The organism is Microbacterium sp. ABRD28 (assembly GCF_003850245.1).
GTDB lineage: Bacteria > Actinomycetota > Actinomycetes > Actinomycetales > Microbacteriaceae > Microbacterium.
In genome coordinates this window covers 2716313-2737522 of record NZ_CP031015.1, presented here as the reverse complement: position 1 = coordinate 2737522, position 21210 = coordinate 2716313, and the positions used below count along the sequence as shown (strand labels likewise).

General features: G+C 70.3%; 21 protein-coding genes. 10 read left to right on the top strand and 11 right to left on the bottom strand.

Annotated elements, in window-relative coordinates:
• Positions 1 to 41: 41 nt before the first annotated feature.
• The gene (locus tag DT073_RS13200) at positions 42 to 512 is read right to left on the bottom strand and encodes a DNA modification methylase (RefSeq protein WP_124293804.1); all 471 of its coding nucleotides are present in this window, start codon (positions 510 to 512) and stop codon (positions 42 to 44) included.
• 218 nt (positions 513 to 730) lie between these two features.
• On the opposite strand from DT073_RS13200, the gene DT073_RS13195 reads away from it, so the two are divergent.
• Together DT073_RS13195 and ispD are read left to right on the top strand one after the other, a co-directional pair.
• The gene (locus DT073_RS13195) at positions 731 to 1213 is read left to right on the top strand and encodes a CarD family transcriptional regulator (protein WP_124293803.1); all 483 of its coding nucleotides are present in this window, start codon (positions 731 to 733) and stop codon (positions 1211 to 1213) included.
• Positions 1214 to 1229: 16 nt separating this feature from the next.
• Complete coding sequence (gene ispD / locus DT073_RS13190) at positions 1230 to 2432, top strand: 2-C-methyl-D-erythritol 4-phosphate cytidylyltransferase (RefSeq protein ID WP_124293802.1); 1203 nt, start codon at positions 1230 to 1232, stop codon at positions 2430 to 2432.
• 21 nt (positions 2433 to 2453) lie between these two features.
• Here ispD and DT073_RS13185 read toward each other — a convergent pair whose 3' ends face one another.
• The gene (locus DT073_RS13185) at positions 2454 to 2918 is read right to left on the bottom strand and encodes a GNAT family N-acetyltransferase (RefSeq protein ID WP_124293801.1); all 465 of its coding nucleotides are present in this window, start codon (positions 2916 to 2918) and stop codon (positions 2454 to 2456) included.
• Entirely contained in the window at positions 2918 to 3850 is a 933-nt protein-coding gene (locus DT073_RS13180) for a DMT family transporter (RefSeq protein WP_124293800.1), read from the bottom strand. Before DT073_RS13180 ends, DT073_RS13185 begins: the two co-directional genes overlap by 1 nt.
• A gap of 79 nt (positions 3851 to 3929) precedes the next feature.
• On the opposite strand from DT073_RS13180, the gene cysS reads away from it, so the two are divergent.
• Both cysS and rlmB read left to right on the top strand, forming a co-directional pair.
• Entirely contained in the window at positions 3930 to 5336 is a 1407-nt protein-coding gene (gene cysS, locus DT073_RS13175; protein ID WP_124293799.1) for a cysteine--tRNA ligase, read from the top strand.
• Positions 5329 to 6327 carry a 23S rRNA (guanosine(2251)-2'-O)-methyltransferase RlmB gene (rlmB, locus tag DT073_RS13170; protein WP_124293798.1) on the top strand — a complete coding sequence of 333 codons (999 nt, stop codon included), beginning with the start codon at positions 5329 to 5331 and terminating at the stop codon, positions 6325 to 6327. The genes cysS and rlmB overlap by 8 nt, the downstream gene beginning before the upstream one ends.
• 63 nt (positions 6328 to 6390) lie before the next feature.
• On the opposite strand, the gene DT073_RS13165 is transcribed toward rlmB, so the two are convergent.
• From DT073_RS13165 to DT073_RS13155, 3 genes are all read right to left on the bottom strand, one after another.
• On the bottom strand, positions 6391 to 7818 hold the full coding sequence (locus DT073_RS13165; RefSeq protein ID WP_124293797.1) for an amidohydrolase family protein: 1428 nt from the start codon (positions 7816 to 7818) through the stop codon (positions 6391 to 6393).
• Positions 7819 to 7887: 69 nt separating this feature from the next.
• Positions 7888 to 8757 carry an NAD(P)-dependent oxidoreductase gene (locus tag DT073_RS13160; RefSeq protein WP_124293796.1) on the bottom strand — a complete coding sequence of 290 codons (870 nt, stop codon included), beginning with the start codon at positions 8755 to 8757 and terminating at the stop codon, positions 7888 to 7890.
• A complete protein-coding gene (locus DT073_RS13155) occupies positions 8754 to 10136 on the bottom strand; it encodes a M24 family metallopeptidase (RefSeq protein WP_124293795.1) in 1383 nt (460 codons plus the stop codon). The genes DT073_RS13160 and DT073_RS13155 overlap by 4 nt, the downstream gene beginning before the upstream one ends.
• Before the next feature lie 173 nt (positions 10137 to 10309).
• Between DT073_RS13155 and DT073_RS13150 the strand changes: the two genes are divergently transcribed.
• Both DT073_RS13150 and DT073_RS13145 read left to right on the top strand, forming a co-directional pair.
• Entirely contained in the window at positions 10310 to 11017 is a 708-nt protein-coding gene (locus DT073_RS13150) for an SDR family NAD(P)-dependent oxidoreductase (RefSeq protein WP_124293794.1), read from the top strand.
• A 17-nt stretch (positions 11018 to 11034) separates the two neighbouring features.
• Entirely contained in the window at positions 11035 to 11745 is a 711-nt protein-coding gene (locus DT073_RS13145; RefSeq protein ID WP_124293793.1) for a cupin domain-containing protein, read from the top strand.
• Here DT073_RS13145 and DT073_RS13140 read toward each other — a convergent pair.
• Positions 11667 to 12785, bottom strand: coding sequence for a zinc-dependent alcohol dehydrogenase (locus tag DT073_RS13140; RefSeq protein ID WP_240638858.1), 1119 nt, complete (start codon positions 12783 to 12785; stop codon positions 11667 to 11669). The genes DT073_RS13145 and DT073_RS13140 overlap by 79 nt on opposite strands.
• 5 nt (positions 12786 to 12790) lie before the next feature.
• A complete protein-coding gene (locus DT073_RS13135) occupies positions 12791 to 13102 on the bottom strand; it encodes a Dabb family protein (protein WP_124293791.1) in 312 nt (103 codons plus the stop codon).
• A 169-nt stretch (positions 13103 to 13271) separates the two neighbouring features.
• Between DT073_RS13135 and DT073_RS13130 the strand changes: the two genes are divergently transcribed.
• Positions 13272 to 14297, top strand: coding sequence for a ketopantoate reductase family protein (locus DT073_RS13130; protein ID WP_124293790.1), 1026 nt, complete (start codon positions 13272 to 13274; stop codon positions 14295 to 14297).
• Here DT073_RS13130 and DT073_RS13125 read toward each other — a convergent pair.
• Together DT073_RS13125 and DT073_RS13120 are read right to left on the bottom strand one after the other, a co-directional pair.
• Positions 14290 to 14973: a GntR family transcriptional regulator gene (locus tag DT073_RS13125; RefSeq protein ID WP_124293789.1), complete on the bottom strand. Its 684-nt coding sequence runs from the start codon at positions 14971 to 14973 to the stop codon at positions 14290 to 14292. The two genes, DT073_RS13130 and DT073_RS13125, sit on opposite strands and share 8 nt — an antisense overlap.
• Positions 14970 to 15500, bottom strand: a complete 531-nt coding sequence (locus tag DT073_RS13120; RefSeq protein WP_240638616.1) for a VOC family protein — start codon at positions 15498 to 15500, stop codon at positions 14970 to 14972. The genes DT073_RS13125 and DT073_RS13120 overlap by 4 nt, the downstream gene beginning before the upstream one ends.
• 146 nt (positions 15501 to 15646) lie before the next feature.
• Between DT073_RS13120 and DT073_RS13115 the strand changes: the two genes are divergently transcribed.
• Genes DT073_RS13115 through DT073_RS13105 form a run of 3 tightly spaced genes read left to right on the top strand, consistent with a single transcriptional unit; the run spans position 15647 to position 19839 of the window.
• Entirely contained in the window at positions 15647 to 17836 is a 2190-nt protein-coding gene (locus DT073_RS13115) for an alpha-ketoacid dehydrogenase subunit alpha/beta (RefSeq protein WP_124293788.1), read from the top strand.
• Positions 17836 to 19137: a dihydrolipoamide acetyltransferase family protein gene (locus DT073_RS13110; protein WP_124293787.1), complete on the top strand. Its 1302-nt coding sequence runs from the start codon at positions 17836 to 17838 to the stop codon at positions 19135 to 19137. The genes DT073_RS13115 and DT073_RS13110 overlap by 1 nt, the downstream gene beginning before the upstream one ends.
• A 60-nt stretch (positions 19138 to 19197) precedes the next feature.
• Positions 19198 to 19839 (top strand): NAD(P)-dependent oxidoreductase, encoded by a 642-nt coding sequence (locus DT073_RS13105; protein WP_124293786.1) that lies wholly within the window; start codon positions 19198 to 19200, stop codon positions 19837 to 19839.
• Between the two features lie 8 nt (positions 19840 to 19847).
• On the opposite strand, the gene DT073_RS13100 is transcribed toward DT073_RS13105, so the two are convergent.
• Complete coding sequence (locus DT073_RS13100; RefSeq protein ID WP_124293785.1) at positions 19848 to 21158, bottom strand: DUF4032 domain-containing protein; 1311 nt, start codon at positions 21156 to 21158, stop codon at positions 19848 to 19850.
• Positions 21159 to 21210: the final 52 nt, after the last annotated feature.

The following is a 21210-nucleotide window of genomic DNA, read 5'->3' as shown; positions in this document are numbered from 1 at the left end:
ATCGGCGCGCGGTCGCACCGGAGCCGCGGTCGGCAGCGGCCTCAGGACTCCGGGACGAACGGTGCGAGGTAGTCCTGCTCACCGTCGAGGACGGGGACGTCGGTGAGGATCGTCTCACCGTCGCCGGACTGGAAGCTCGCCGGCACGTCGCTGCCCGGAAGCATCTCGATGCCCTCCAGGAGGATGGGCTCCTCACCGTCGACGCCGAGGCTGATCACGGTGTTGGCGGGTACGCGGACGGTCTCGGAGATGCCGCTCCCGGGCTCGCCGAACTCCATGCTGACGGTGTGGTTGTCATCGGTGGAGTTGACGAAGGCGCCCAGGAGGTTGCCCGCCGAGCCGTCTTCGTTCGCCACGATGAGCACGTTGCGGATCTGCACCGGTCCGCTCTCGGCCGACACGGTGATGCCGTCCGACGGGGAGTACTGGATGGTCGTGGCCTGCGTGGAGATCAGGGCGCATCCGCTCGCGCCGAGGAGCACGGCGGTGCCGAGGGCGCCGGCGGCCAGCATGCGCGCTGCGGTCCGGGAGCGTCCCGTGCCGAAAGTGCGGTTCAACGAAATCACGGATCCTCCCGGAACGGATGGCGGCAACCCTTGCATTCTATGGGGTGCGCCCGGTCGAGCCGGGCCACGCGGGGGTCGGGATCGGTGCGGCGGTGCGGTGGACCGGCGAACTCTAGCGTATGTCGCCTGTGGTATCCTGGACGTTGCCGAAAGGACATAACTCCATGCTTTTTGAGGTTGGCGAAACGGTCGTCTACCCCCATCACGGGGCAGCGACGATCGCGGAAGTGAAGACCCGCATCATCAAAGGCGAAGAGAAGGTCTATCTGAAGCTCCGCGTCACACAGGGCGATCTCACCATCGAGGTTCCCGCTGACAACGTCGACCTGGTCGGGGTCCGTGATGTGATCGGCAAGGAAGGCCTCGAGCGCGTCTTCGACGTTCTTCGCGCTCCCTTCACCGAAGAGCCGACGAACTGGTCGCGCCGATACAAGGCGAACCTCGAGAAGCTCGCCTCGGGTGATGTCATCAAGGTGAGCGAGGTCGTCCGCGACCTGTGGCGCCGCGATCAGGACCGCGGTCTGTCGGCGGGCGAGAAGCGGATGCTCGCGAAGGCGAAGCAGATCCTCATCTCCGAGCTCGCGCTGGCGGAGAAGACCGATGAAGAGAAGGCCAGCGTCCTTCTCGACGAGGTTCTGGCCTCGTAGTCGATAGCGTGGGGGTGTGAGCATCACCCCCGTTCCCCGCGTCGCGATCATCGTCGTCGCGGCGGGCTCCGGCACCCGCCTGGGCGCCGGACCGAAGGCATTCGTCGGACTGGACGACCACACCATCCTGCGTCACGCGCTCGTGCGCGTCTTCGAGGCGGGAGCGGCGCAGGTCGTGATCGTCGCGCCGGCCGGTCGCGAGGGCGACGCCCTCACCGACGCGCTGGAGACCGCGGGCGACCGACGCGATCTCGTCACCGTCGTGACGGGAGGCGCCTCGCGGCAGTCGTCCGTCGCGGCGGGCATCGACGCGCTCTGGCCGGACGTGGACTACGTCCTCGTGCACGACGCTGCGCGCTGCCTGACACCGTCCGAGGTGTTCGACCGGGTCATCGCCGCCCTCGAGCTGGGCCATGCCGGCGCGGTGCCGGTGCTCCCGGTCGTCGACACCATCAAGCGCGTGCAGGATGACCTCATCGTCGGCGTGGTCGATCGCAGCGAACTCTCCGCGGCGCAGACACCGCAGGGGTTCCGTCGCGACATCCTCGAAACGGCCTATCGCTCGGCGACGGCGGAGTTCACCGACGACGCGGCGCTCGTCGGCGAGGCCGGACACGTGGTGCTCGCGGTGCAGGGCGACGAGCGGGCATTCAAGATCACCACCCCCGCCGATCTCGACCGGGCTCGCAGGCTCGTCGCCGTCCAGCCGCTGGCGGCCGCGGAGTCATCCCTGCATCGTGTTCTCGCGTCCCCACGCGTGGGGATCGGCACCGACGTCCATGCCGTCGGCGGCGACGGGTCGCTCTGGCTCGCCGGACTCGAATGGCCGGGCGAGCCCGCGCTCTCGGGACACTCCGACGGAGACGCGGTCGCTCATGCGATCGTCGACGCCCTGCTGGCGGCAGCAGGTCTCGGCGACATCGGCACCCACTTCGGCACCGACCGACCGGAGTTCGCCGGTGCGCATGCCGACGCTTTCCTCGCCCGCACGCGCGCGCTCCTCGGCGAGGCCGGTTTCCGGATCGGGAACGTCTCGGTGCAGATCCAGGCGCGGCGGCCGCGGTTCGCCGCGCGACGTGCCGAAGCCGAGACGGTGCTCTCCCGGGCGCTGGGCGGAGTGCCCGTGTCGGTGTCGGCGACGACGACGGACGGGCTCGGCTTCACCGGCCGCGGTGACGGTGTGGCCGCCTTCGCGGTCGCGCTCGTCCTGCCCGCCTGAGCGCAGCCGCGGCGGCGGGGATCACACGCGCCGGGTCAGGAAGACCGAGTGCGGATCGGGGGAGTAACCGCCGAAGGGCTCGCACAGGACGAATCCCTCGCTGAAATAGAGCCCGCGGGCCGGTGCGAAAGCCGGCGCCGACCCCGTCTCCAGCCAGAGCGAGGTCATGCCGCGCTGCCGGGCACGCTCGATCAGGTGTCGCAGGATCATTCGCCCGACGCCGCGGCCGCGGTACTCGTCGGCGACCCTCATGGATTTCAGCTCTCCCCGATCGGCGTCCAGGGCGGCCAGCGCTCCGACGCCCGCCAGCACGGCACCGTCCCATGCCGCCCAGAGTTCCACCGACGCGACATCCAGCGCGTCCGCGCCGAGGGCGTGCACGCTCCCCTCGGGTGAGAGGCCGTGCATGTCGCGCAGGTGGACGTCGATGAGATTCCGCACCGGCGGATCGGCGGTTGCGGCCCGACGCAGGGCGAACACGGTCATCAGCCCTCCACCGCGAAGGGTTGGGGATCGCGCGGCGCGCGCGATCCCCGGGCGAGGAGGGCGAGGCCGATCCCCAGGACGACGAGACCGATCACCGCGAGCACCGAGAGGCGTTCGCCCAGGACCGTGAGCCCGAGGATGGCGGCGGTCAGCGGCTCACCGAGGGTGAGGGTCGCGGCGGTCGCCGCCGTGAGGCCGCCGAGCCCCCAGGTGAACAGGACGTAGGCGACGGAGATGGTACCGAGACCCAGCCAGAGCGCCATCGCGAGCCCCGCCGGTTCGCCGAGCCACGACACGTCCACGAACGGCAGGGCGGGCAGGGCCACAAGAGCCGAACTCGCCCCCATCCCGCCGACGACCGTGAAGGGATCCCACCCCGCATCCAGCAGCCGTCGCTGCACGTTCGCGATGACCGCGAAGGTGGCCGCCGCGCCGAGCGAACCCAGAAGGCCCGCGGGATCCGTCCCGCCGCCGCCGGCGGCGTCACCCCCGGCGCCCAGCAGCACGACGCCGATCGTGGCGGCACCGGTCGCCACGACCCATGTGGCGCTGGGCAGACGCCGGGTGAGCAGCCACTCGAGCAATCCGGCCATCACCGGGGCCGACCCCAGGGCCACCACCGTCCCGACGGCGACGCCGTTGCGCTCGGTGCCGAGGAAGAACAGCGGCTGATAGAGCGCGAGGCAGATCCCGGTGACGGCCATGAGCAGGAGGGGGCGGAAGCCCGGACGCGGCGTCGGGGGTGCGTCCGCGGGGCGTCGCCGGGCATGGCGTCGCGCGAGGAGTCCGGCCAGCAGAGCGAGTCCGGTGCCGCCGATGACCATGCGCATGACGCCGATGGACAGGGGGGTGGTGTCGTCGGGACCGAGGGCCTGCGACGTGCCGGTCGTGCCGAACAGCACAGCGGCGGCGAGGACGGCGAACACGTGCACCCTACAGTTCTACCGGCCCGGCCCTTCGCGCCGGGACAGCCCCGCGTGGGACGGACAGACGCGCCGGTAGGCTGGATCGGTGACCCTCCGGCTCTACGACACGAAAGCGCAGGCCCTGCGCGACTTCGTGCCGCTCGACCCCGCCGAGATCACCGTGTACGTGTGCGGGCCGACCGTGCAGTCCGGCCCGCACATCGGGCACCTCCGCGGGGCCCTGAGCTTCGACATCCTTCGGCGGTGGCTCCGGCACCGGTACGGCCGGGTGACCTTCGTGCGCAACGTCACCGACATCGACGACAAGGTCCTGGCCAACGCGACGGACCTCGAGACCTGGTGGGCTCTGGCCTATCGCATGGAGCAGCAGTTTTCGCGCGCCTACGCCGAGATCGGCATCCTTCCCCCCACCTACGAACCCCGGGCGACCGGATCGATTCCCCAGATGCTCGCCCTCATCGAGCGGCTCATCCAGCGCGGGCACGCCTATGCCGCGGCGGGTGATGTCTACTTCGACGTGCGCTCGTGGCCGTCGTACGGCGAACTGACGCGGCAGAGTCTCGACGCGATGGAACCGGCCGCCGACGCCGATCCTCGCGGCAAGCGCGACCCCCGTGATTTCGCGCTGTGGAAGGGCGCGAAATCCGACGAACCCGAGTCGGCGACCTGGGAATCGCCGTGGGGCCCCGGGCGACCCGGCTGGCACATCGAGTGCTCGGCGATGTCGCGGCGCTATCTCGGTCCCGCATTCGACATCCACGGCGGCGGATTGGACCTCCGCTTCCCGCATCACGAGAACGAGCTCGCCCAGTCTGCGGCTGCTGGAGACGGCTTCGCGCGTTACTGGGTGCACAACGGTCTGGTGACCGTCGGAGACCAGAAGATGTCGAAGTCGCTCGGCAACTACCTCCTGGCCGCCGACGTCCTCCGCGAGCACGATCCCCTCGTCGTGCGCTACGCGCTCGCCGCCGCCCACTACCGCTCGAGCCTGGATATCACGGCCTCGAGCTTCGAGGAGGCGTCCGCCGCGATCGAGCGGATCCGCTCGTTCCTCGAGCGCGCTGCCCGCACGCTCGCGCAGGCCGAGGACGACACGGTGGTGGCCGCGACCGTTCCCGACGCGTTCGCCGTCGCGATGGACGACGACCTCAACGTGCCGCAGGCCCTCGCCGTCGTCCATGAGCGGGTGCGGCAGGGCAACACCGCGCTGGATGCGGGGGAGAAGGATGCCGCGCGCGCGGCGTGGGCCGATGTCGCCGTCTGCGTGGGCATCCTCGGCATCGATCCGGAAGACCCCCGCTGGCGCTCCGGGGGCGGGGCCGAGGCTGCGGCCCTCGACGCGCTGGTGCACACGATGATCGCGCAGCGCGCACGAGCGCGCGCCGAGAAGGATTGGGCGAGCGCGGATCGCATCCGCGATGCGATCGCCGCAGCAGGCGTGGTCCTGGAGGACACCGCCGATGGAACGCATTGGAGTCTGACGAATGGCTAAGCCAGGTAACCCCGCCGCCGGTCGCGGCAAGAAGAAGGGCGCCACCAAGGGCTCGGGAGGCAAGAACCGCCGCTCGCTCGAGGGTCGCGGTCCGACACCGAAGGCCGAGGATCGCGCGTGGCACCCTGCCGGTAAGCGCAAGGCGGCCGCCGAGCGGTATGCGGCTGCGGGCGGCAAGGGACGCTCGAGCGGTGCCGGCACGACCGCGCCGCGCCGTGCTCCGAAGAAGGACGAAGACACCGAGAACGTCACCGGTCGCAATTCCGTCCTCGAGGCGCTGCGGGCGAAGATCCCGGCGACCGCCCTCTACATCGCGCAGCGTGTAGAGATGGACGACCGGGTCAAGGAGATGCTCGCGATCGCGACGCACCGCGACATCCCGGTCTTGGAGGTCACCCGTCCCGAGCTCGATCGGATGGCGGGATTCGACGGTGTGCATCAGGGGGTGGCGCTCAAGGTGCCGCCCTACGAGTACGCCCATCCGCAGGACCTGCTCGAGAAGATCGTCGACAGCGGTCAGACCCCGCTGCTCGTGGCCCTGGACGGCATCACCGACCCGCGCAATCTCGGCGCGATCATCCGCTCCACCGCGGCGTTCGGCGGACAGGGGATCCTCGTGCCGCAGCGACGCTCGGCGGGGGTCAACTCGGCGGCGTGGAAGACCAGCGCGGGAGCAGCGGCCCGGGTGCCCGTGGCGCTCGCGGCCAACCTCACCACGACGCTGAAGGAGTTCAAGAAGCAGGGCGTCTTCGTGCTGGGCCTCGACGGCGGGGGAGACATCGCCCTCCCCGACCTGCAGCTCGCCGATCGGCCGGTGGTGATCGTCGTGGGCTCCGAAGGCAAGGGACTGTCGCGGCTCGTGACGGAGACCTGCGATCAGATCGTGTCGATTCCGATCTCCGCGGCCGCGGAGTCGTTGAACGCCGGCATCGCGGCATCCGTCGCCCTCTACCAGGTCGCGACGCTGCGGGCCGCGAAGCCGACGGGATGACCGGGGGCGGCGTCCGGCTTCGTCGCGACGCCGCCCCCGGCCGTCACCCGCGGAGGGGGACGGTCACTTCTTGTACTGGTAGGGGTTGTAGAGCACCTCGACCTCGGGGATCTCGGGATGCATCCCCGCGACCCAGTCGTCGCCGACCTCACGTTCGAGGTGGGCGATCGTGTCGTCGAGCTTCGCCTTGACGCCCGCGAGATCGCCCGCCACGAGGCGCCCCTCGGCCTTGACGACCTCGCCGCCGACGAGCACCGTGTGCACGTCGCCGCGCTGGGCCTGGTAGACGACCTGCCCCCAGGGGTTCACCAGCGGCGCCCAGGTGGCGGAGTGCTCGTTCTTCAGCAGCACGACGTCGGCGAGCTTGCCCTTCTCCAGCGACCCGATCTCGCCGTCCTTGCCGAGCGCCTGCGCGCCGCCGCGGGTGGCCATGTGCACGACGTCCTCCGCGCGGAGCTTCACGTGCGTCACGGTCTCGGCCGGCTCGAGCTGATGAGCGAGGTAGTGCTCGAGCGCACGGTCGGCGTTGACGGTCGCCCGCATGGCCGAGAACAGGTCGGCGCTGAACCACACACTGGTGTCGACCGAGAGCGAGGTGGGGATGCCGTACTTGCGCAGCTGGTGCACGGGCGGATAGCCCTGGCCGCACGTGTCCTCGGACTCGGTGGCGAGGGAGACGTTGCCGCCGGTCGCGGCGATCTTCTGGTACGAGTCGGCCGACAGCGTCGCAGCGTGGACGTAGGTGAAACCCTCGTCCATCACCCCGGCGGCGTAGGCGTTGCGGATCCCCCAGTCGTTGGTCGCACCCCAGACGCCCGCGTGGGTGGTGACCCGCAGACCCAGGTCCTTCGCGACGCGGTAGGCGGCGAGCTCGGGGAAGTTCTCGTCCTGGTTCGGCACGTCGAAGGCGATCTGGGTGCCGAACATGCGCGAGTCGTCCCGTGAGGCGGTGAGGATCTTCTGCACCTCGGGATCGGCGGTCCACTCCCACGGGGAGACGTGGATGTTGCCGTAGGCGAAGACGAACCGCCCGGGCGAGGTCGCCAGGGCCTCGTAGGCGGCCCACCCGTGCTCGGGGGTGCGCAGGCCGTGCGACCAGTCGACGCTCGTCGTGACGCCGGACTCGACCGCGTCGAGGGCCGAGATGAGGTTTCCGGCTGCGTAGTCCTGAGGGCGGAACTTCACGCCGTGCTGCAGGTAGTACCAGACGAAGTACTGCGTCAACGTCCAGTCCGCTCCGTAGGCGCGCATGGCCGTCTGCCACATGTGCCGGTGGGTGTCGACCATGCCGGGCATGAGGATGCCGCCGGTGGCGTCGATCTCGAAGGTGTTGTCGGGGACCGAGAGGTTCGTTCCGACCTCGGCGATCTTGCCGTCGACGACGAGGACATCGCCGTCGGGAAGGACCGTGTGGGCGTCGTCCATGGTCAAGACGATGCCGTGACGGAACACGATGGGCTGGCCGCTCTGCGGCCGCGGGGTTTCAGGCATAAACGCTCATCCTCCTTGACGGGCGGTTCGTTGCGATGGTGGGGCGAGGCGGGTGCGGGATGTCGGGTCTCAGCTCTGCCGGCGTCTGCTCACCTCCGCGATGGCGGACCAGTCCAGGTCCTTCAGCTCGGGATCGGCGAGGGCGCGATCGAACACGGAGATGAGGGCGGGGAGCGTGGCGGGATCGACGTCGACCGACGTCGCGACCTGCTGGGCGAGATCGAGGTCCTTCCGGCCGAGGGCGATGTGGAACCCCGGCGGGTCGTAGGCGCGCTCGGCGATGATCCGGCCGTAACCGGTGTACACGACCCCTCCGAACAGCGTCTCGGCGAGCAGACGGGTGAACTGGCCGGGGTCGACGCCGAGGCGCTCGGTCATCGCCACGGTCTCGCCGATCGCCTGCATGGCGTGGATGATGTTGTAGTTCACCGCCGCCTTGACCGCGTTGGCCACAGCGGGGCGGGTGCCGAGCCGCCAGGTGCGCACTCCCAGGACATCCAGCAGGGGAGCGACGGCGTCCACGGCGTCGGCGGGGCCTGCGGTGAGGATGTTCAGCTTCCCCTCCGCGGCGACGGCAGGGCGCCCGAGGACCGGGGCGCCGACGTAGCGCGCGCCGACCGCCCCGAACCGGGTGTCGAGCTCGTCGGCGAGGGAGGGGCTGATCGACCCCATCGCGACGTGGATGCCGTCGCGAGCGCGGGCGACGGCCTCATCGGTGAAGACCGCCGTCATCGCCGCGTCGTCGGCGAGCATCGAGAACGACACGTCGACGGCGAGGGCCTCGGCCGCCGACGGCGCCCGCCGGCCGCCGCGTTCGACCAGCGGGTCGGCGGCGCCCGGCGAGCGGTTCCACAGCACGACGTCGTGTCCGGCGTCGATCAGGCGACCGGCCATCGCCGACCCCATCGAGCCGAGACCGAGGAATGCGATCGTACTCACGCTTCGCCGCGCCCCCAGACGGTGTTCAGGTGCGATTGCGCATCGCGATTGAGGTTCAGCGGCCCGTCGATCGTGTAGTAGCGGCGCCCGGCGACGATGAGTTCTTCCGCGGGGAATTTGGTGATGACCTCGCAGCCGTCGGCGGTGACCACCACCTCCTCTTCGATGCGCGCGGCGCCCCAGCCGTCGGCGGCCGGCCAATACGTCTCCAGTGCGAACACCATCCCCTCTTCGAGGGTCTCGGGGTGATCGAAGGAGGTGAGGCGGGAGAAGATGGGCTTCTCCCAGATCGACAGGCCTACACCGTGGCCGTACTGCAGGGCGAACGCCGCCATCTCGTCGGGGAAGCCGAACTCGCTCGCCTCGGGCCACACCGCGACGATGTCGGCGGTCGTCGCTCCGGGTTTGACCAGGGCGATCGCCCGGTCCATGTACTCGCGTGCCCGGGTGTAGGCGTCCTTCTGCGCGGGGCTCGCCGACCCGACGGCGAACGTGCGGTAGTAGCAGGTGCGGTAGCCGTTGTAGCTGTGCAGGATGTCGAAGAAGGCGGGGTCGCCCGGTCGGATCAAGCGGTCGGAGAAGACGTGCGGATGCGGTGAGCAGCGCTCGCCGGAAATGGCGTTGACCCCCTCGACGTACTCGGATCCGAGGTCGTAGAGCGTCTTGGCGACGAGCCCCACCGCTTCGTTCTCGCGCACTCCCGGGCGCAGGAATCGGTAGAGCTCCTCGTACGCGGCGTCTACCATCGACGCCGCCTGGGTGAGGAGGCGGATCTCGTCGTGGGTCTTGATGCGTCGCGCCTCCATGAACACCTGCTGGCCGTCGGCGACCTCGATCCCTTCGCGCTGGAGCGCCAGAAGGACCGGCATCTCGACCACGTCGACGCCGAGCGGCTCGTTCGCCAGGCCGAACTTCTCCAGCTCGCGCTTGATCTTGCGGGCGACGTCGCCCGCGAGGTCGGCGTCGGGCGGGAACGCCCCGCGAAGCGTCGAGATCCCGGCGCGCGCGCCGCTCTCCTGGCGAGGCCGCTTGGCGCCCTCGTGCGGGGCGTGCGGGTTCGCGTCCGCCTCGGCGGTGGTGACGTCCAGCCACGGGTTGTAGAACGCGTGGTGCTTCGCCGCCGAGCCGAAGTCCCAGACGATCGGATCGGTCTTGCGGGTGAGCAACGCGAAACGGATGAGCTTGTCCATCGCCCATGTGCCGATGTGGGTGCCGCTCATGTAGCGGATGTTGGAGAAGTCGAACGCGAGGACGGCGCCCAGATGCGAACGGTCCAGCTCGGCATGCAGGCGGGCCAGACGCGCATCACGCAGCCGCTCCATGTCGACGCGCTCTTCCCAGTCGACCGCTGCGGGACCCGTCGTTCCGGTGCTCTTCATCGAGTGCTCTCCTTCGCCGGCGAGGGTGTCTTGACTTCACCGCCCGCGTCGAGTTGACTTCCTCAGTAAAGCGCTACTGGACACCGATGTCCAGTATCACTTCCGACTCACACGCTTCCACCGAGCCCCCTCAGGTGGGATGCGACGGGTCGGCGACATCGCAAGGAGGAGATGTGAGCCAACGCACCATCGTCGTGGTCGGAGGGACGTCGGGCATCGGGCGGGAGATCGCCGCGGACTGCGTGCGACGCGGCGACAGGGTGGTGATCACCGGTCGTGACCGAGAACGCACGGAGGCGATCGCCGCCGAACTCGGACCGGCTGCCCGCGGCGTGGCCCTCGACATCTCCGAGCCCCACACCGTCGCCGACAGCCTCTCCTCCGTCGAGACGGTCGACGGACTCGTGCTCGCGGCGATCGAGCGCGATGCCAACACCATCCGCGACTACGACATCGATCGCGCCATCCGCCTCACGACCCTGAAGCTGGTCGGCTACGCGGCGACCGTCCGGGCGCTGCTGGATCGCATGCCGGTCTCGGCCGACACCGGCATCGTCCTCTTCGGCGGCCGCGCGAAGGATCTGCCCTACCCCGGCTCGACCACGGTGTCGACGATCAACGGCGGGGTGACCGGTCTCATCAACACCCTCGCCCTCGAGCTCGCCCCGATCCGCGTCAACGCCCTTCACCCCGGGATCATCGGCGACAGTCCGTTCTGGGCCTCCAAGCCCGCCGGGGTCCTCGAGCAGTACGAGCGCCATACTCCGGGCGGCCGGCTGGCCACCATGGCCGATGTCGTGGATGCCACGCAGTTCCTGCTGCGCAATCGCGGTGTCTCGGCGGTCAATCTCCCGGTCGATCGTGGCACGGCGCTGCTCTGACCAACGAGAATCAGGGGATGGCTGACAATCTCGGAGCCCGCATCCGCGCCGCGCGCGTGAGCCGCGGGCTCAGCCTCCGCTCCGTCGCCCAGTCACTGGGGGTGTCGGCGAGCCTGGTGTCGCAGGTGGAGATCGGCAAGACCCAGCCGTCCGTCTCGACGCTCTACGCCATCGCCAGCCACCTCGGGGTGTCTCTCGACGAGCTGGTCGGCGGTGCCGTGACCACCGCACCGGCCGATGCGCCTGCCGAGGAGACGGCGTCAGCGATCCAGCGCGGTGCCGACAATCCGGCGATCGAGATGGAGAACGGTGTGCGCTGGGAGCGCCTCGCGGGTCGGCCGGGCGGCCCCGCCGACGCGCTGCTGGTCACCTATCAGCCGGGCGCCAGCAGCTCGATCGAGGGGAAGCTCATGCGGCACGCGGGCGTCGAGTACGCCTACCTTCTGGAAGGGGCGCTGACCCTGCAGCTCGAATTCGACACCCACGTCCTGCACGCCGGGGACTCACTGCACTTCGACTCCACGAGACCGCACCTGTTCTCCAACCGCGGCGAGGAGCCCGCGCGCGGGGTCTGGTTCGTCGTCGGACGGCGCCAGCACCACCAGGAGATGCCCCTCGCCCCGGGCGGCCACCGGGCTGACTCCGGCGGTCAGTCCGCCGGCGGACCCGCCTCGGCCGTGGACGTGCTGAGAGCGATGGAAGGGCTGGCAGACCCCGCAGCGAGGTGACGGGCGCGGCGCGCGGAACCGATCCACGGGTCCACGAGGGTCTTGATCTGACGCGATCCGCCGGCCAGGAGCGGACGCAGTGCGGCCGCCTCGACATCTTCCAGCGGCACCACGGTCCCCGCGACATCCGACCAGTCGTCGCGGGTACCGAGCAGCCTCACCGCCTCGGGGATGTCATCGCGGAAGACATGCGCGACGGTCCCGACGATGGTGATCTCGCGCAGGGTGAAGGACCCGAGCGGGAGGGCGGGCTCGCCGCGTTGGATTCCCACCGTGACGAGGGTCGCCCCCGGGCGCGCCGCCCCGAGCACCTGCGCGAGTCCCTCGGAGCTTCCCGACACCTCGAAGAACACCTCCGGCTCGAGCCCGGTGTCCTCGATCGCCGGGGAGAGTCCGGTCGTGCGGGCGTTCCGCGCGGCGAAGGCTCCGAGCCGGAGGGCGAGGTCGAGCCTGTCGTCGTTCCGATCGAAGACGAGGACGCGCGCGCCGGTGCTGGCGGCGGCGAAGGCGATGAACGCGCCGATGCCCCCGGCGCCGACGACCACGGCATCCTGCCCGGCCGCCAGGCCGCTGCGGCGCACGGCGTGGACCGCGATCGCCATCGGCTGGGCGAGCCCCAGCGTGTCTGTGGGGAGTCCCGCGTCGCTGACGTCGTAGACGATCGCCGCCGGGGCGACGACGAACCCCGCCAGGCCCCCGTCGCGGTGGAAGCCGAGGGTGCGGTAGGTGCGGCAGAGATTCGTCCGCCCGGCGCGGCAGGGCGCGCAGTCGCCGCACGAGACCCCCGCGCCGCAGACGACCGTGGCGCCGGGGGCGAGATCGGTGACCTCCGAGCCGACCGCCTCGATCGTGCCGACGAATTCGTGGCCGAGGACGACCGGCGGTTCGGCGAGGACCTTCCCGCGGCCGAACTCCGTGGCATCCGACCCGCACACGCCGCACACCGCGATGCGGATCAGCACCTCGTCGGGTGCCGGCGAGGGGATGGGCCGGTCCTCCACGCGAAGGTCGCCGATCGCGTGCAGGACGGCGGCGCGCATCGTCGTCACGTGAGAGTGCCCGACGTCAGCGGAAGCTGCACGGCCGAGCGGTCGGCGATCATCGCACCGAGGTGGTCGCGGTACACCTCCGCGTGAAGCGGGTGGTCGAGGTAGGCGTCGAGCGCGGCCGCATCGTCGACGACTGCCGCGACGGCGTAGTCGGCTCCGCCGGGTCGCAGGTGGAGGTTCGCGCCCGCGACGTACGACCGGAGCACGTCGATGCCTTCGGCCATCCGGTTCAGTGCCTCGGTCAGCGCGGAGACGCGCTCGTCGGTGACACCGTCGACCCATCGGAAGGTGACCAGGTGGAGGATCATGGGGTTCTCGCTCTCTTCGTCGAAAGCCGGAGCAGTGTCCAGCCTCAGCGGACGTCGTCCCTACGCTAGACGGTGGCCTGCCACGCGGCAAGCCGATCTGTACACTCTGGCTTGATAGACACGCTGGCTCGACGGGCACCGCCGCCCGTCGCCGAATTCGGGAGGAACCATGGCCGGTCCCCGCGTCGCCGTCGTCGGAGCGGGCGCCAACGGCGCCTCGATCGGAGCAGACCTGTACCGCGCAGGCGTGGATGTGACGCTCGTGGAGCAGTGGCCCGCGCACGTCGAGGCGATCAGGTCGGAGGGGCTGCGCGTCATCACCCCCGACGACGAACTTCACGTGCGTCCTCGCATCATCCACCTCTGCGAGGTCGCCGAGCTGCGATCGGGCTTCGATGTCGTGCTGCTGGTGATGAAGGCCTACGACGCCGGCTGGGCGAGCCGGCTGATCGCGCCCTATCTCGCGCCCGACGGGCTGATGGCGGCGGTGCAGAACGGGATGACGGCCGACGCCCTCACCGAGGCGGTGGGCGCCTCACGCGCGGCGGGAGCGGTGATCGAATGCTCCGCGACGATGACCGAGCCCGCTGTGGTGCACCGGCACACACCGCGGGAGCGATCCTGGTTCGCCGTGGGCCGGCTTCCCGGGGGAGCCGAGGAGATCGAGCCGGTGGCGGATCTCCTCGCGCTCTCGGGCACCGTGGCGCGCTTCGACGACATCCTCAGTGCCAAGTGGATGAAGCTCGTCAGCAACTGCACCCTTCTCGTGACCTCCGCGATCCTCGGCCTGCCGATGCTCGACGCGCTCCATCAGCCCGGCTTCCGCGACGTGATGGTCGCGGCCGGTGACGAAGCCCTGACCGTCGGTGCAGCCCGGGGTTACCGGACCCTGCCGATCTTCGGTCTCGAACCCGCCGACCTCGACGACCCGAGAGGCGTGGTCGAGGTCATGACCGATCGCCTCTTCGCCGGCTTCGTCGTGCCCGGTGCGACGACGACCGTGCTGCAGGATTGGCGGAAGGGCCGCCACAGCGAAGTGGACGATCTCAACGGAGAGGTGGTGCGCCGGGGGGCGGAGCTCGGCATCGCCACGCCGGTCAACGCGAGGATCACCGAGATCGCGCATCGGATCGAACGGCGGGAGATCGAACCGGGGGCCGCGCACCTCCCCCTCCTTCTCGACGCCCTCAGGTGAGCGGGTCGGGTGCGAAGATCTCGGGACTGCGCGCCAGCTGACGGCGCGTGCGCCGGATGTGGCCGGCGAGGACCCGTTCGGCCTCCTCGGTGTCGCCGTCCTGGAGGGCGGCCACGATGAGATGGTGCTCCTCGTGGGCGATGCGACGGGATTCCTCGGCCCACGAGGAGACGTACGCCCGCCGGTAGGGCGCCGTCGCGTTCCACAGCCTGCCCACCAGCTCGCCGAGGTGGGCCGTGCGGGCGGCGCGGTAGCTGCGCAGGTGGAACTCGGCATCGAGCTGAAGGAAGGCGTCGGTGTCGGCGCCGACCTCGCTGATCCGCGTGGCGAGAGCGTCGAGCTCGGCGATCGCCTCGCCGGTCAGCAGCGGTGCGCTGTAGCCGAGCAGCAGCGGCTCGAGGCGCTCGCGCATGCGATAGATCTCCTCGCACTCGGCGAGGGTGAGGCGTGCCACCCAGGCCCCGGCGTTGGGGACGACGGTGATGAGCCCCTCGTATTCGAGCTGCCGGATCGCCTCCCTGACCGGCACGCGGCTGGCGCCGAACTGCTCGGCGAGATCCTCCTGTCGGATGCGCGTTCCCGGCGGGAAGATCCCGCGCACGATTCCCTCGCGTACCTGATCGGCGATGCGGGCTCCGGCGTCGCCGTCACGACTGCGGATGTCGCTCCCGCTCATTCGGCCGGCCTCGCCGGGTGCCACAGCAGCGTGTCGGCGCCGCTCTCGTACGCCTTGCCGGCGGGGAAGCTGACCAGCTCGAGCTGCAGTCCCCACGGCGCCCGGAAGTACAGCCATCGCTGTCCGGTGCTCGCTCCGGCGCTGGCGACGGGCTCTCCCATGATCTCCACGTCGTGCGCGCGCAGGTGGTCGATGGCGGCATCCATGTCGTCGACATAGATCGCGAGGTGGTGACCGCCGAGGTCGCTGTTGCGCGGGGGCGGGGCCTGCCCGTCCGCGGCGTCGTAGGCGAACACCTCGAGGTTGGTCCCGTGCCCGAGACGGTAGAAGCGGATCTCGCGGATCTGCGTTCGGGGGTGGACCCCGAGCTGGACGCTCATCCAGTCGTCATCCGCCCGCTTGGGCCCCAGGCGGTAGACCGGAACGGCGCCGAGGACCTCCACGAAGAAGCGTTCGGCCTCGTCGAGATCAGGCACCGTGATGCCGATGTGGTCCATTCCCCGCATCCCGGGTAAGCCTCGCGTCATCGCGTTCACCTTCCGTTTGGATCCAGGATGCCACCTGCGAGGCGCAATCACCATGAATTCTCCGGCGAAGCCTTGATATTGGATCCAATCAGTCGTACCGTGAGGATCGCCGCCATCCGCGGCCGCCGACCATCGAAGGAGATGCGATGCCGCGACGTCGCCGGCTGGAGACCGGAACACCGTGGGTGGAGCTGCGCACCACCGCCGCCGACTGGAAGGCGGCCGACCCGGCGCTGCTGGCGACGATGCTCGGTCAGCTGCATCTGATCCGTGCCTTCGAGGAGTCCGTCCTCGACCTCGCTGCGCAGGGCCTCGTCCACGGCCCGGCGCATTCGAGCATCGGCCAGGAGGGCGGGGCGGTCGGGTCGATCGTGACCCTGCGGTCATCCGACGCGGTCAACGGCTCCCACCGGGGCCACCACCAGTTCCTGGCCAAGGCCATCGCGCACGTCTCCGACGGCGGCCTGTCGCTGGACGCCCTGGTCACGCCCGACCTGCAGGCTCTTCTGCAGCGCACGCTCGCCGAGATCCTCGGCCTCGCGCAGGGGTTCTCGGGGGGCCGTGGGGGATCGATGCACCTGCAGTGGCTGGCAGCCGGAGCGCTGGGCACCAACGCGATCGTCGGGGCTGGGGCGCCGCTGGCCGCCGGCAACGCGTGGGCGCAGAAGCACGCGGGCACCACCGACGTCAGCATCAACTACTTCGGCGACGGCGCGAGTCAGATCGGCTCGGTGCTGGAGTCGATGAACCTCGCCGCCACCTGGCGGCTGCCGGTGATGTCCTTCATCGAGAACAACCTCTACGCGGTGTCGACCCATGCCAGCGAGGCCTCCGCCGACCCGCGGTTCTCGATCCGGGCTCAGGGGTTCAGCATCCCTGCCTGGCGCGTGGACGGGATGGATCCGCTGGCCGTCCACCTCGCCACCCAGGAAGCCCTCGAGCGCATGCGAGCAGGAGAGGGCCCCGCGGTGATCGAGGCCGAGGTCTATCGGTTCTTCCACCAGAACGGGCCCTATCCCGGCAGCGCCTTCGGCTACCGCACGAAGCAGGAGGAGGCCGAGTGGCGCTCGCGTGACCCCCTGGAGAAGACCGCCCGCGAGCTCGCCGCGCTGGGGATCGCCTCCCCGGAGGAGATCGCCGGAGTGCGCGAACAGGCCGTCAGCGCGATGGCCGATGCGGTCTCTGCGCTGATCGAGGACGATCCCGACGACGCCGGTCGCTCCCGCATCCGTCCGGAGCTGTGGCCCGACCCGGCCCACGTCGATCGCGGCATCCGCGGCGACGAGAGCGAGCTCGCCCGCCTCGTCCCCGCCGAGCCCGCTGCGCACACCGGGGGCTGGCGGGAGGTGAAGTTCGTCGATGCGGTCGCCGAGACGATGAACCGGCGGATGTCGCAGGACCCGCGCATCATCGTGCTCGGCGAGGACGTCCATCGCCTGGGCGGCGGGACCAACGGTGCCACGAAGGGCCTCGCGAAGGCGTTCGGTCCCGACCGGGTCATCGGCACCCCCATCAGTGAGAACGGCTTCTTCGGCCTTGCGGGCGGGATCGCCCTCGACGGACGCTTCCGCCCGGTCGTGGAGTTCATGTACCCCGACTTCATGTGGGTCGCCGCCGACCAGGTGTTCAACCAGGTCGGCAAGGCCCGGCACATGTTCGGCGACAACAACCGCGTTCCCCTCGTGCTGCGCACGAAGGTCGCGATGGGCTCGGGGTACGGCTCGCAGCACCTCATGGACCCCGCGGGCATCTTCGCCACAAGCGTCGGCTGGCGGATCGTCGCCGCCTCCACCGCCGCCGACTACGTCGGGCTCATGAACGCCGCGCTCGCGCTCGACGATCCCGTGCTCGTCATCGAGCATGTCGACCTCTACGGCACCGCGGACCGCGTTCCCGAGGGCGACCTCGATTACATGATCCCTCCGCGCAGCGCCGCGATCCGTCGCGCGGGCGAGGAGGTGACCGTGCTCACCTACCTGTCGATGGTCGGTCACAGTCTCGAGGCGGTGACGCAGACGGGGATCGACGCAGAGGTCATCGACCTCCGCTGGCTCGACCGGGCGTCGCTGGACTGGGACACCGTCGGCGAGAGCATCCGCAAGACCAACAACGTCCTCATCGTCGAGCAGGGGGCGCAGGGGCCGTCGTACGGCGCGTGGCTCTCGGACGAGATCCAACGCCGCTTCTTCGACTGGCTCGACCAGCCCGTCCAGCGGGTGACCGGGGGAGAGGCGAGTCCCAGCATCTCCAAGGTGCTCGAGCGCGCCGCGATCGCCCGCACCGAAGAGGTGGCGCGCGGGCTGGAACGCGTCCGGGCCGAGTGGGGAGGCCGCTGATGGCCGCGGTCGTGCGGATGCCCGCGCTCGCCGCGGGGGCGACCGAAGCCGCAATCCAGAGCTGGCTCGTCGCCGTGGGCGACGAGGTGTCGGCGGGGCAGCCGATCGTCGAGATCGAGACCGACAAGGCCGTCGTCGAATACGAAGCCGAAGAGGCAGGAGTGCTCGCCCGGATCCTCGTGGACGAAGGTGCATCCGCCGACGTCGGCTCTCCCATCGCGGTGCTCGCCGCGGCGGGGGAGGACCTCGCCGTCGCAGGGCGGAGCGTGCCCGCCGGCCAGGCCGAGGAGACACCGGTCACGACCGGCGCAGCCGCGGGGACGGAGTCCTCTGAGGACGGCATCCTCCTCCCGCCGCCGAATATCGAGGAGTTCGAGCCCTCGTCGGCCCCCGAGACCCCGCGCCGCCTCTTCGCCTCGCCGCTGGTGCGGCGCCTGGCCGCCGAGCGCGGCCTCGACCTGTCGTCCCTGGTCGGCACCGGTCCGAACGGCCGGATCGTCCGACGCGACCTCGACGAGCACTCCCTTCCCGCAGCACAGTCCCCCTCGACGCCGGCCGCTCCTCATGTGCGTGCACCCGCGGCTCCCCCCACCGCCGCACGCACGGAGGAATCCCCCGCGGCCGACGTCGAGGTGATCCCGCACTCCCGGATGCGCCGCGCGATCGCGCGCCGGCTGACCGAGAGCACGTCGATCGTGCCGCACTTCTTCCTGCGGGCCCGCATCCGGGTCGATGAGCTCCTCGCCCTCCGCACCCGGATCAACGAGGGGCGGGCGAACCGCGTCTCGGTGAACGACTTCGTGGTCAAGGCGGTGGCGGCCGCCCTCCTGGAGGTGCCCGAGGCGAATGCGATCTGGACCGACCAGGCGATGCACCGCTTCTCCCACGCCGACATCGCCGTCGCGGTCTCCGTTCCCGGAGGCCTCGTCACCCCCGTCATCCGCGGGGTCGATCGGATGTCGCTGGGCGAGGTGAGCGCGGCGATCGCGGATCACGTGGCGCGTGCACGGGCCGGAAGGCTCACGCAGGAGGAACTCGAGGGCGGCAGCTTCTCGGTGTCGAATCTCGGCATGTACGGCACGGAGGAATTCGCCGCCATCATCAATCCGCCGCATTCCGGCATCCTCGCGATCGGTGCGGCGCGCCCCTCGCCGATCGTGGTCGACGGCGAGCTCGCGGTCGGGACCGTCATGACGGTGACGCTGTCGGCCGATCACCGGGTGCTCGACGGTGCGCTGGCCGCACAGTGGCTCGCAGCGTTCGCGGCGAAGATGGAGAATCCGCTCAGCATCCTCGTGTGACGTCCGGCGCCGGTGCGATCGTCGGCTTGAATGATCCGAGGACCAGGAAAGGATCACACCATGGCTCGTATCGCCGTCATCGGAGGAACCGGCTACGCCGGAGGTCACATCGCCGCAGAGGCCGCCTCACGGGGCCACACCGTCGTCTCCGTCGCCCGCTCGGTGCCGAGCGAGCGGCTGGACCACGTCACCTACGTCGAGGGGACGATCATGGATGTGCCCGGCCTCGTCGCCGAACTGCAGGGGGTGGATGTCGTCGTCATCAGCGTCCCCGCCCGCGGAGAGATGGCGGGCAAGGTGCGCCCCGCCGTCGCCGAGCTCGTGCGCGAGCTGCCCGCCTCGGTGCGCATCGGCGTGATCGGCGGAGCCGGGGGGAGCCTGGTGTCGCCGGGTGGGCCCCGCGTCGTCGACACGCCGGGGTTCACCGAGGAGTACAAACCCGAAGCGCTCGAGGCGATCGGTGTGCTCGAAGACCTGCAGGCCGACGCGGTCGGTCGCGACTGGTTCTACGTCCACCCGGCGGGCGGCTTCGGGGCGTGGAATCCGGGAGAGCGGACGGGGACCTACCGCGACGGCGGCGACGTGCTCGTCACCGACGCCGACGGGGAGTCCTTCATCTCCGGTCCCGACCTCGGCGTGGCCGTCGTCGACGAGATCGAGCAGCCGAAGCATCGCCGCGAACGGTTCACCGTGGGGTACTGAGACCGGTCTCAGACCAGGTCGCGCCAGTCGACGTCGTCGGACTCGTCGGATTCGACCGCCTCGAGCTCGCCGGTGATGACCGGCAGCGACGTCGTCTCGGTGACGGGGCCCATCACCGTCGCTTCGTCTCGGCGATGGCGCAGCACGTCGTCGACGTAGCTCGTCAGCACCTCGGCGAGCGGCACCGAGCGGCCGCGCTCCTGTGACATGTACCAGCGATGCTCGAGCACCTGGTGGAAGACCTCGGCGGGCTCGAGCTTGGCCCGGTACTCGAACGGGATGGCTTTGACCACGGGCTCGAACACCCGGGTCAGCCACTCGTGGGCGACCATCTCCTCGTCGGCCCCCAGCCGAGACACCCGCGCGCGGTACTCGTCGAGGTCGTTGAGGAGCCGGCGCGCCTGATTCTCCTCGACGTCCAGGCCCGTGAGGCGCAGCAGCCGACGCTGGTGGTGCCCGGCGTCGACGACCTTCGGCTGGATCGACACGCGCGTGCCGTCACGCGTGGTGTCGATGGACATCTCGCCGATGTCGAAGCCGAGGTCGTTGAGGCGATGCACGCGTTCGGTGATGTGCCAGATCTCGTCCGAGCGGAACGTCTCGGTGTCCGTCAGCGCACCCCAGAGGGAGTGGTAGGACTCCATGATGCCGTCGGCGATCGCGATCGCGTCCACGCCGCCCTCCAGCCGCCCACCGGCTTCGAGATCCATGATCTCGCCGGCGATGTTCGTGCGGGCGACGTCGAGGTCGTGCGCCCGCTGCCCGGCCGTCAGCCCGCTCTCGTGCAGTTCGCCGGTCTCGGCGTCGACGAGGTAGGCGGCGAAGGCTCCGGCGTCTCGGCGGAAGAGGGTGTTGGAGAGTGAGACATCGCCCCAGAAGAAGCCGACGTTGTGGAGGCGCACGAGCAGGAGCGCCAGGGCGTCGACCAGGCGGGTCGCGGTGTCAGGACGCAGAACCTGGGTGAACAGGGCGCGGTAGGGGAGCGAGAAGCGCAGATGCGAGGTGACGAGTGCGGCGGGGAGCGGCTCGCCCGCGGCATCCGTCCTGCCGGCGATCACCGCGACGCGCTCCACGCAGGGGGCATCGAGCCGGTGCAGGTTTCCCAGCATGTCGTACTCGCGGCGGGCCATCTCCTCGGTGGTCTCCTTGATGGCCACGACCCGGCCCGAGAGGGTGGCGAAGCGCACCAGGTGGCGTGAGATGCCCTTGGGGAGGAAGACGATGTGATTCGACGGCCAGTCGGCCAGCGGTGTCGACCAGGGGAGTGTCAGCAGGCCCGGATCCACCGCGCTGGCGGTGATGCTCAGGGAATCGACCATCTTTCCTCCCGGGACATGCCGCGGCGCGGGGGGCTCAGAGAACCCGCCCGCG

Coding starts and splice junctions, on each gene's coding strand:
- DT073_RS13200 (WP_124293804.1), bottom strand. CDS start 512: ATGCTGGCCGCCGGCGCCCTCGGCACCGCCGTGCTCCTCGGCGCGAGC.
- DT073_RS13195 (WP_124293803.1), top strand. CDS start 731: ATGCTTTTTGAGGTTGGCGAAACGGTCGTCTACCCCCATCACGGGGCA.
- DT073_RS13185 (WP_124293801.1), bottom strand. CDS start 2,918: ATGACCGTGTTCGCCCTGCGTCGGGCCGCAACCGCCGATCCGCCGGTG.
- rlmB (WP_124293798.1), top strand. CDS start 5,329: ATGGCTAAGCCAGGTAACCCCGCCGCCGGTCGCGGCAAGAAGAAGGGC.
- DT073_RS13165 (WP_124293797.1), bottom strand. CDS start 7,818: ATGCCTGAAACCCCGCGGCCGCAGAGCGGCCAGCCCATCGTGTTCCGT.
- DT073_RS13155 (WP_124293795.1), bottom strand. CDS start 10,136: ATGAAGAGCACCGGAACGACGGGTCCCGCAGCGGTCGACTGGGAAGAG.
- DT073_RS13145 (WP_124293793.1), top strand. CDS start 11,035: ATGGCTGACAATCTCGGAGCCCGCATCCGCGCCGCGCGCGTGAGCCGC.
- DT073_RS13140 (WP_240638858.1), bottom strand. CDS start 12,785: ATGCGCGCCGCCGTCCTGCACGCGATCGGCGACCTTCGCGTGGAGGAC.
- DT073_RS13135 (WP_124293791.1), bottom strand. CDS start 13,102: ATGATCCTCCACCTGGTCACCTTCCGATGGGTCGACGGTGTCACCGAC.
- DT073_RS13130 (WP_124293790.1), top strand. CDS start 13,272: ATGGCCGGTCCCCGCGTCGCCGTCGTCGGAGCGGGCGCCAACGGCGCC.
- DT073_RS13125 (WP_124293789.1), bottom strand. CDS start 14,973: ATGAGCGGGAGCGACATCCGCAGTCGTGACGGCGACGCCGGAGCCCGC.
- DT073_RS13120 (WP_240638616.1), bottom strand. CDS start 15,500: ATGACGCGAGGCTTACCCGGGATGCGGGGAATGGACCACATCGGCATC.
- DT073_RS13115 (WP_124293788.1), top strand. CDS start 15,647: ATGCCGCGACGTCGCCGGCTGGAGACCGGAACACCGTGGGTGGAGCTG.
- DT073_RS13110 (WP_124293787.1), top strand. CDS start 17,836: ATGGCCGCGGTCGTGCGGATGCCCGCGCTCGCCGCGGGGGCGACCGAA.
- DT073_RS13105 (WP_124293786.1), top strand. CDS start 19,198: ATGGCTCGTATCGCCGTCATCGGAGGAACCGGCTACGCCGGAGGTCAC.
- DT073_RS13100 (WP_124293785.1), bottom strand. CDS start 21,158: ATGGTCGATTCCCTGAGCATCACCGCCAGCGCGGTGGATCCGGGCCTG.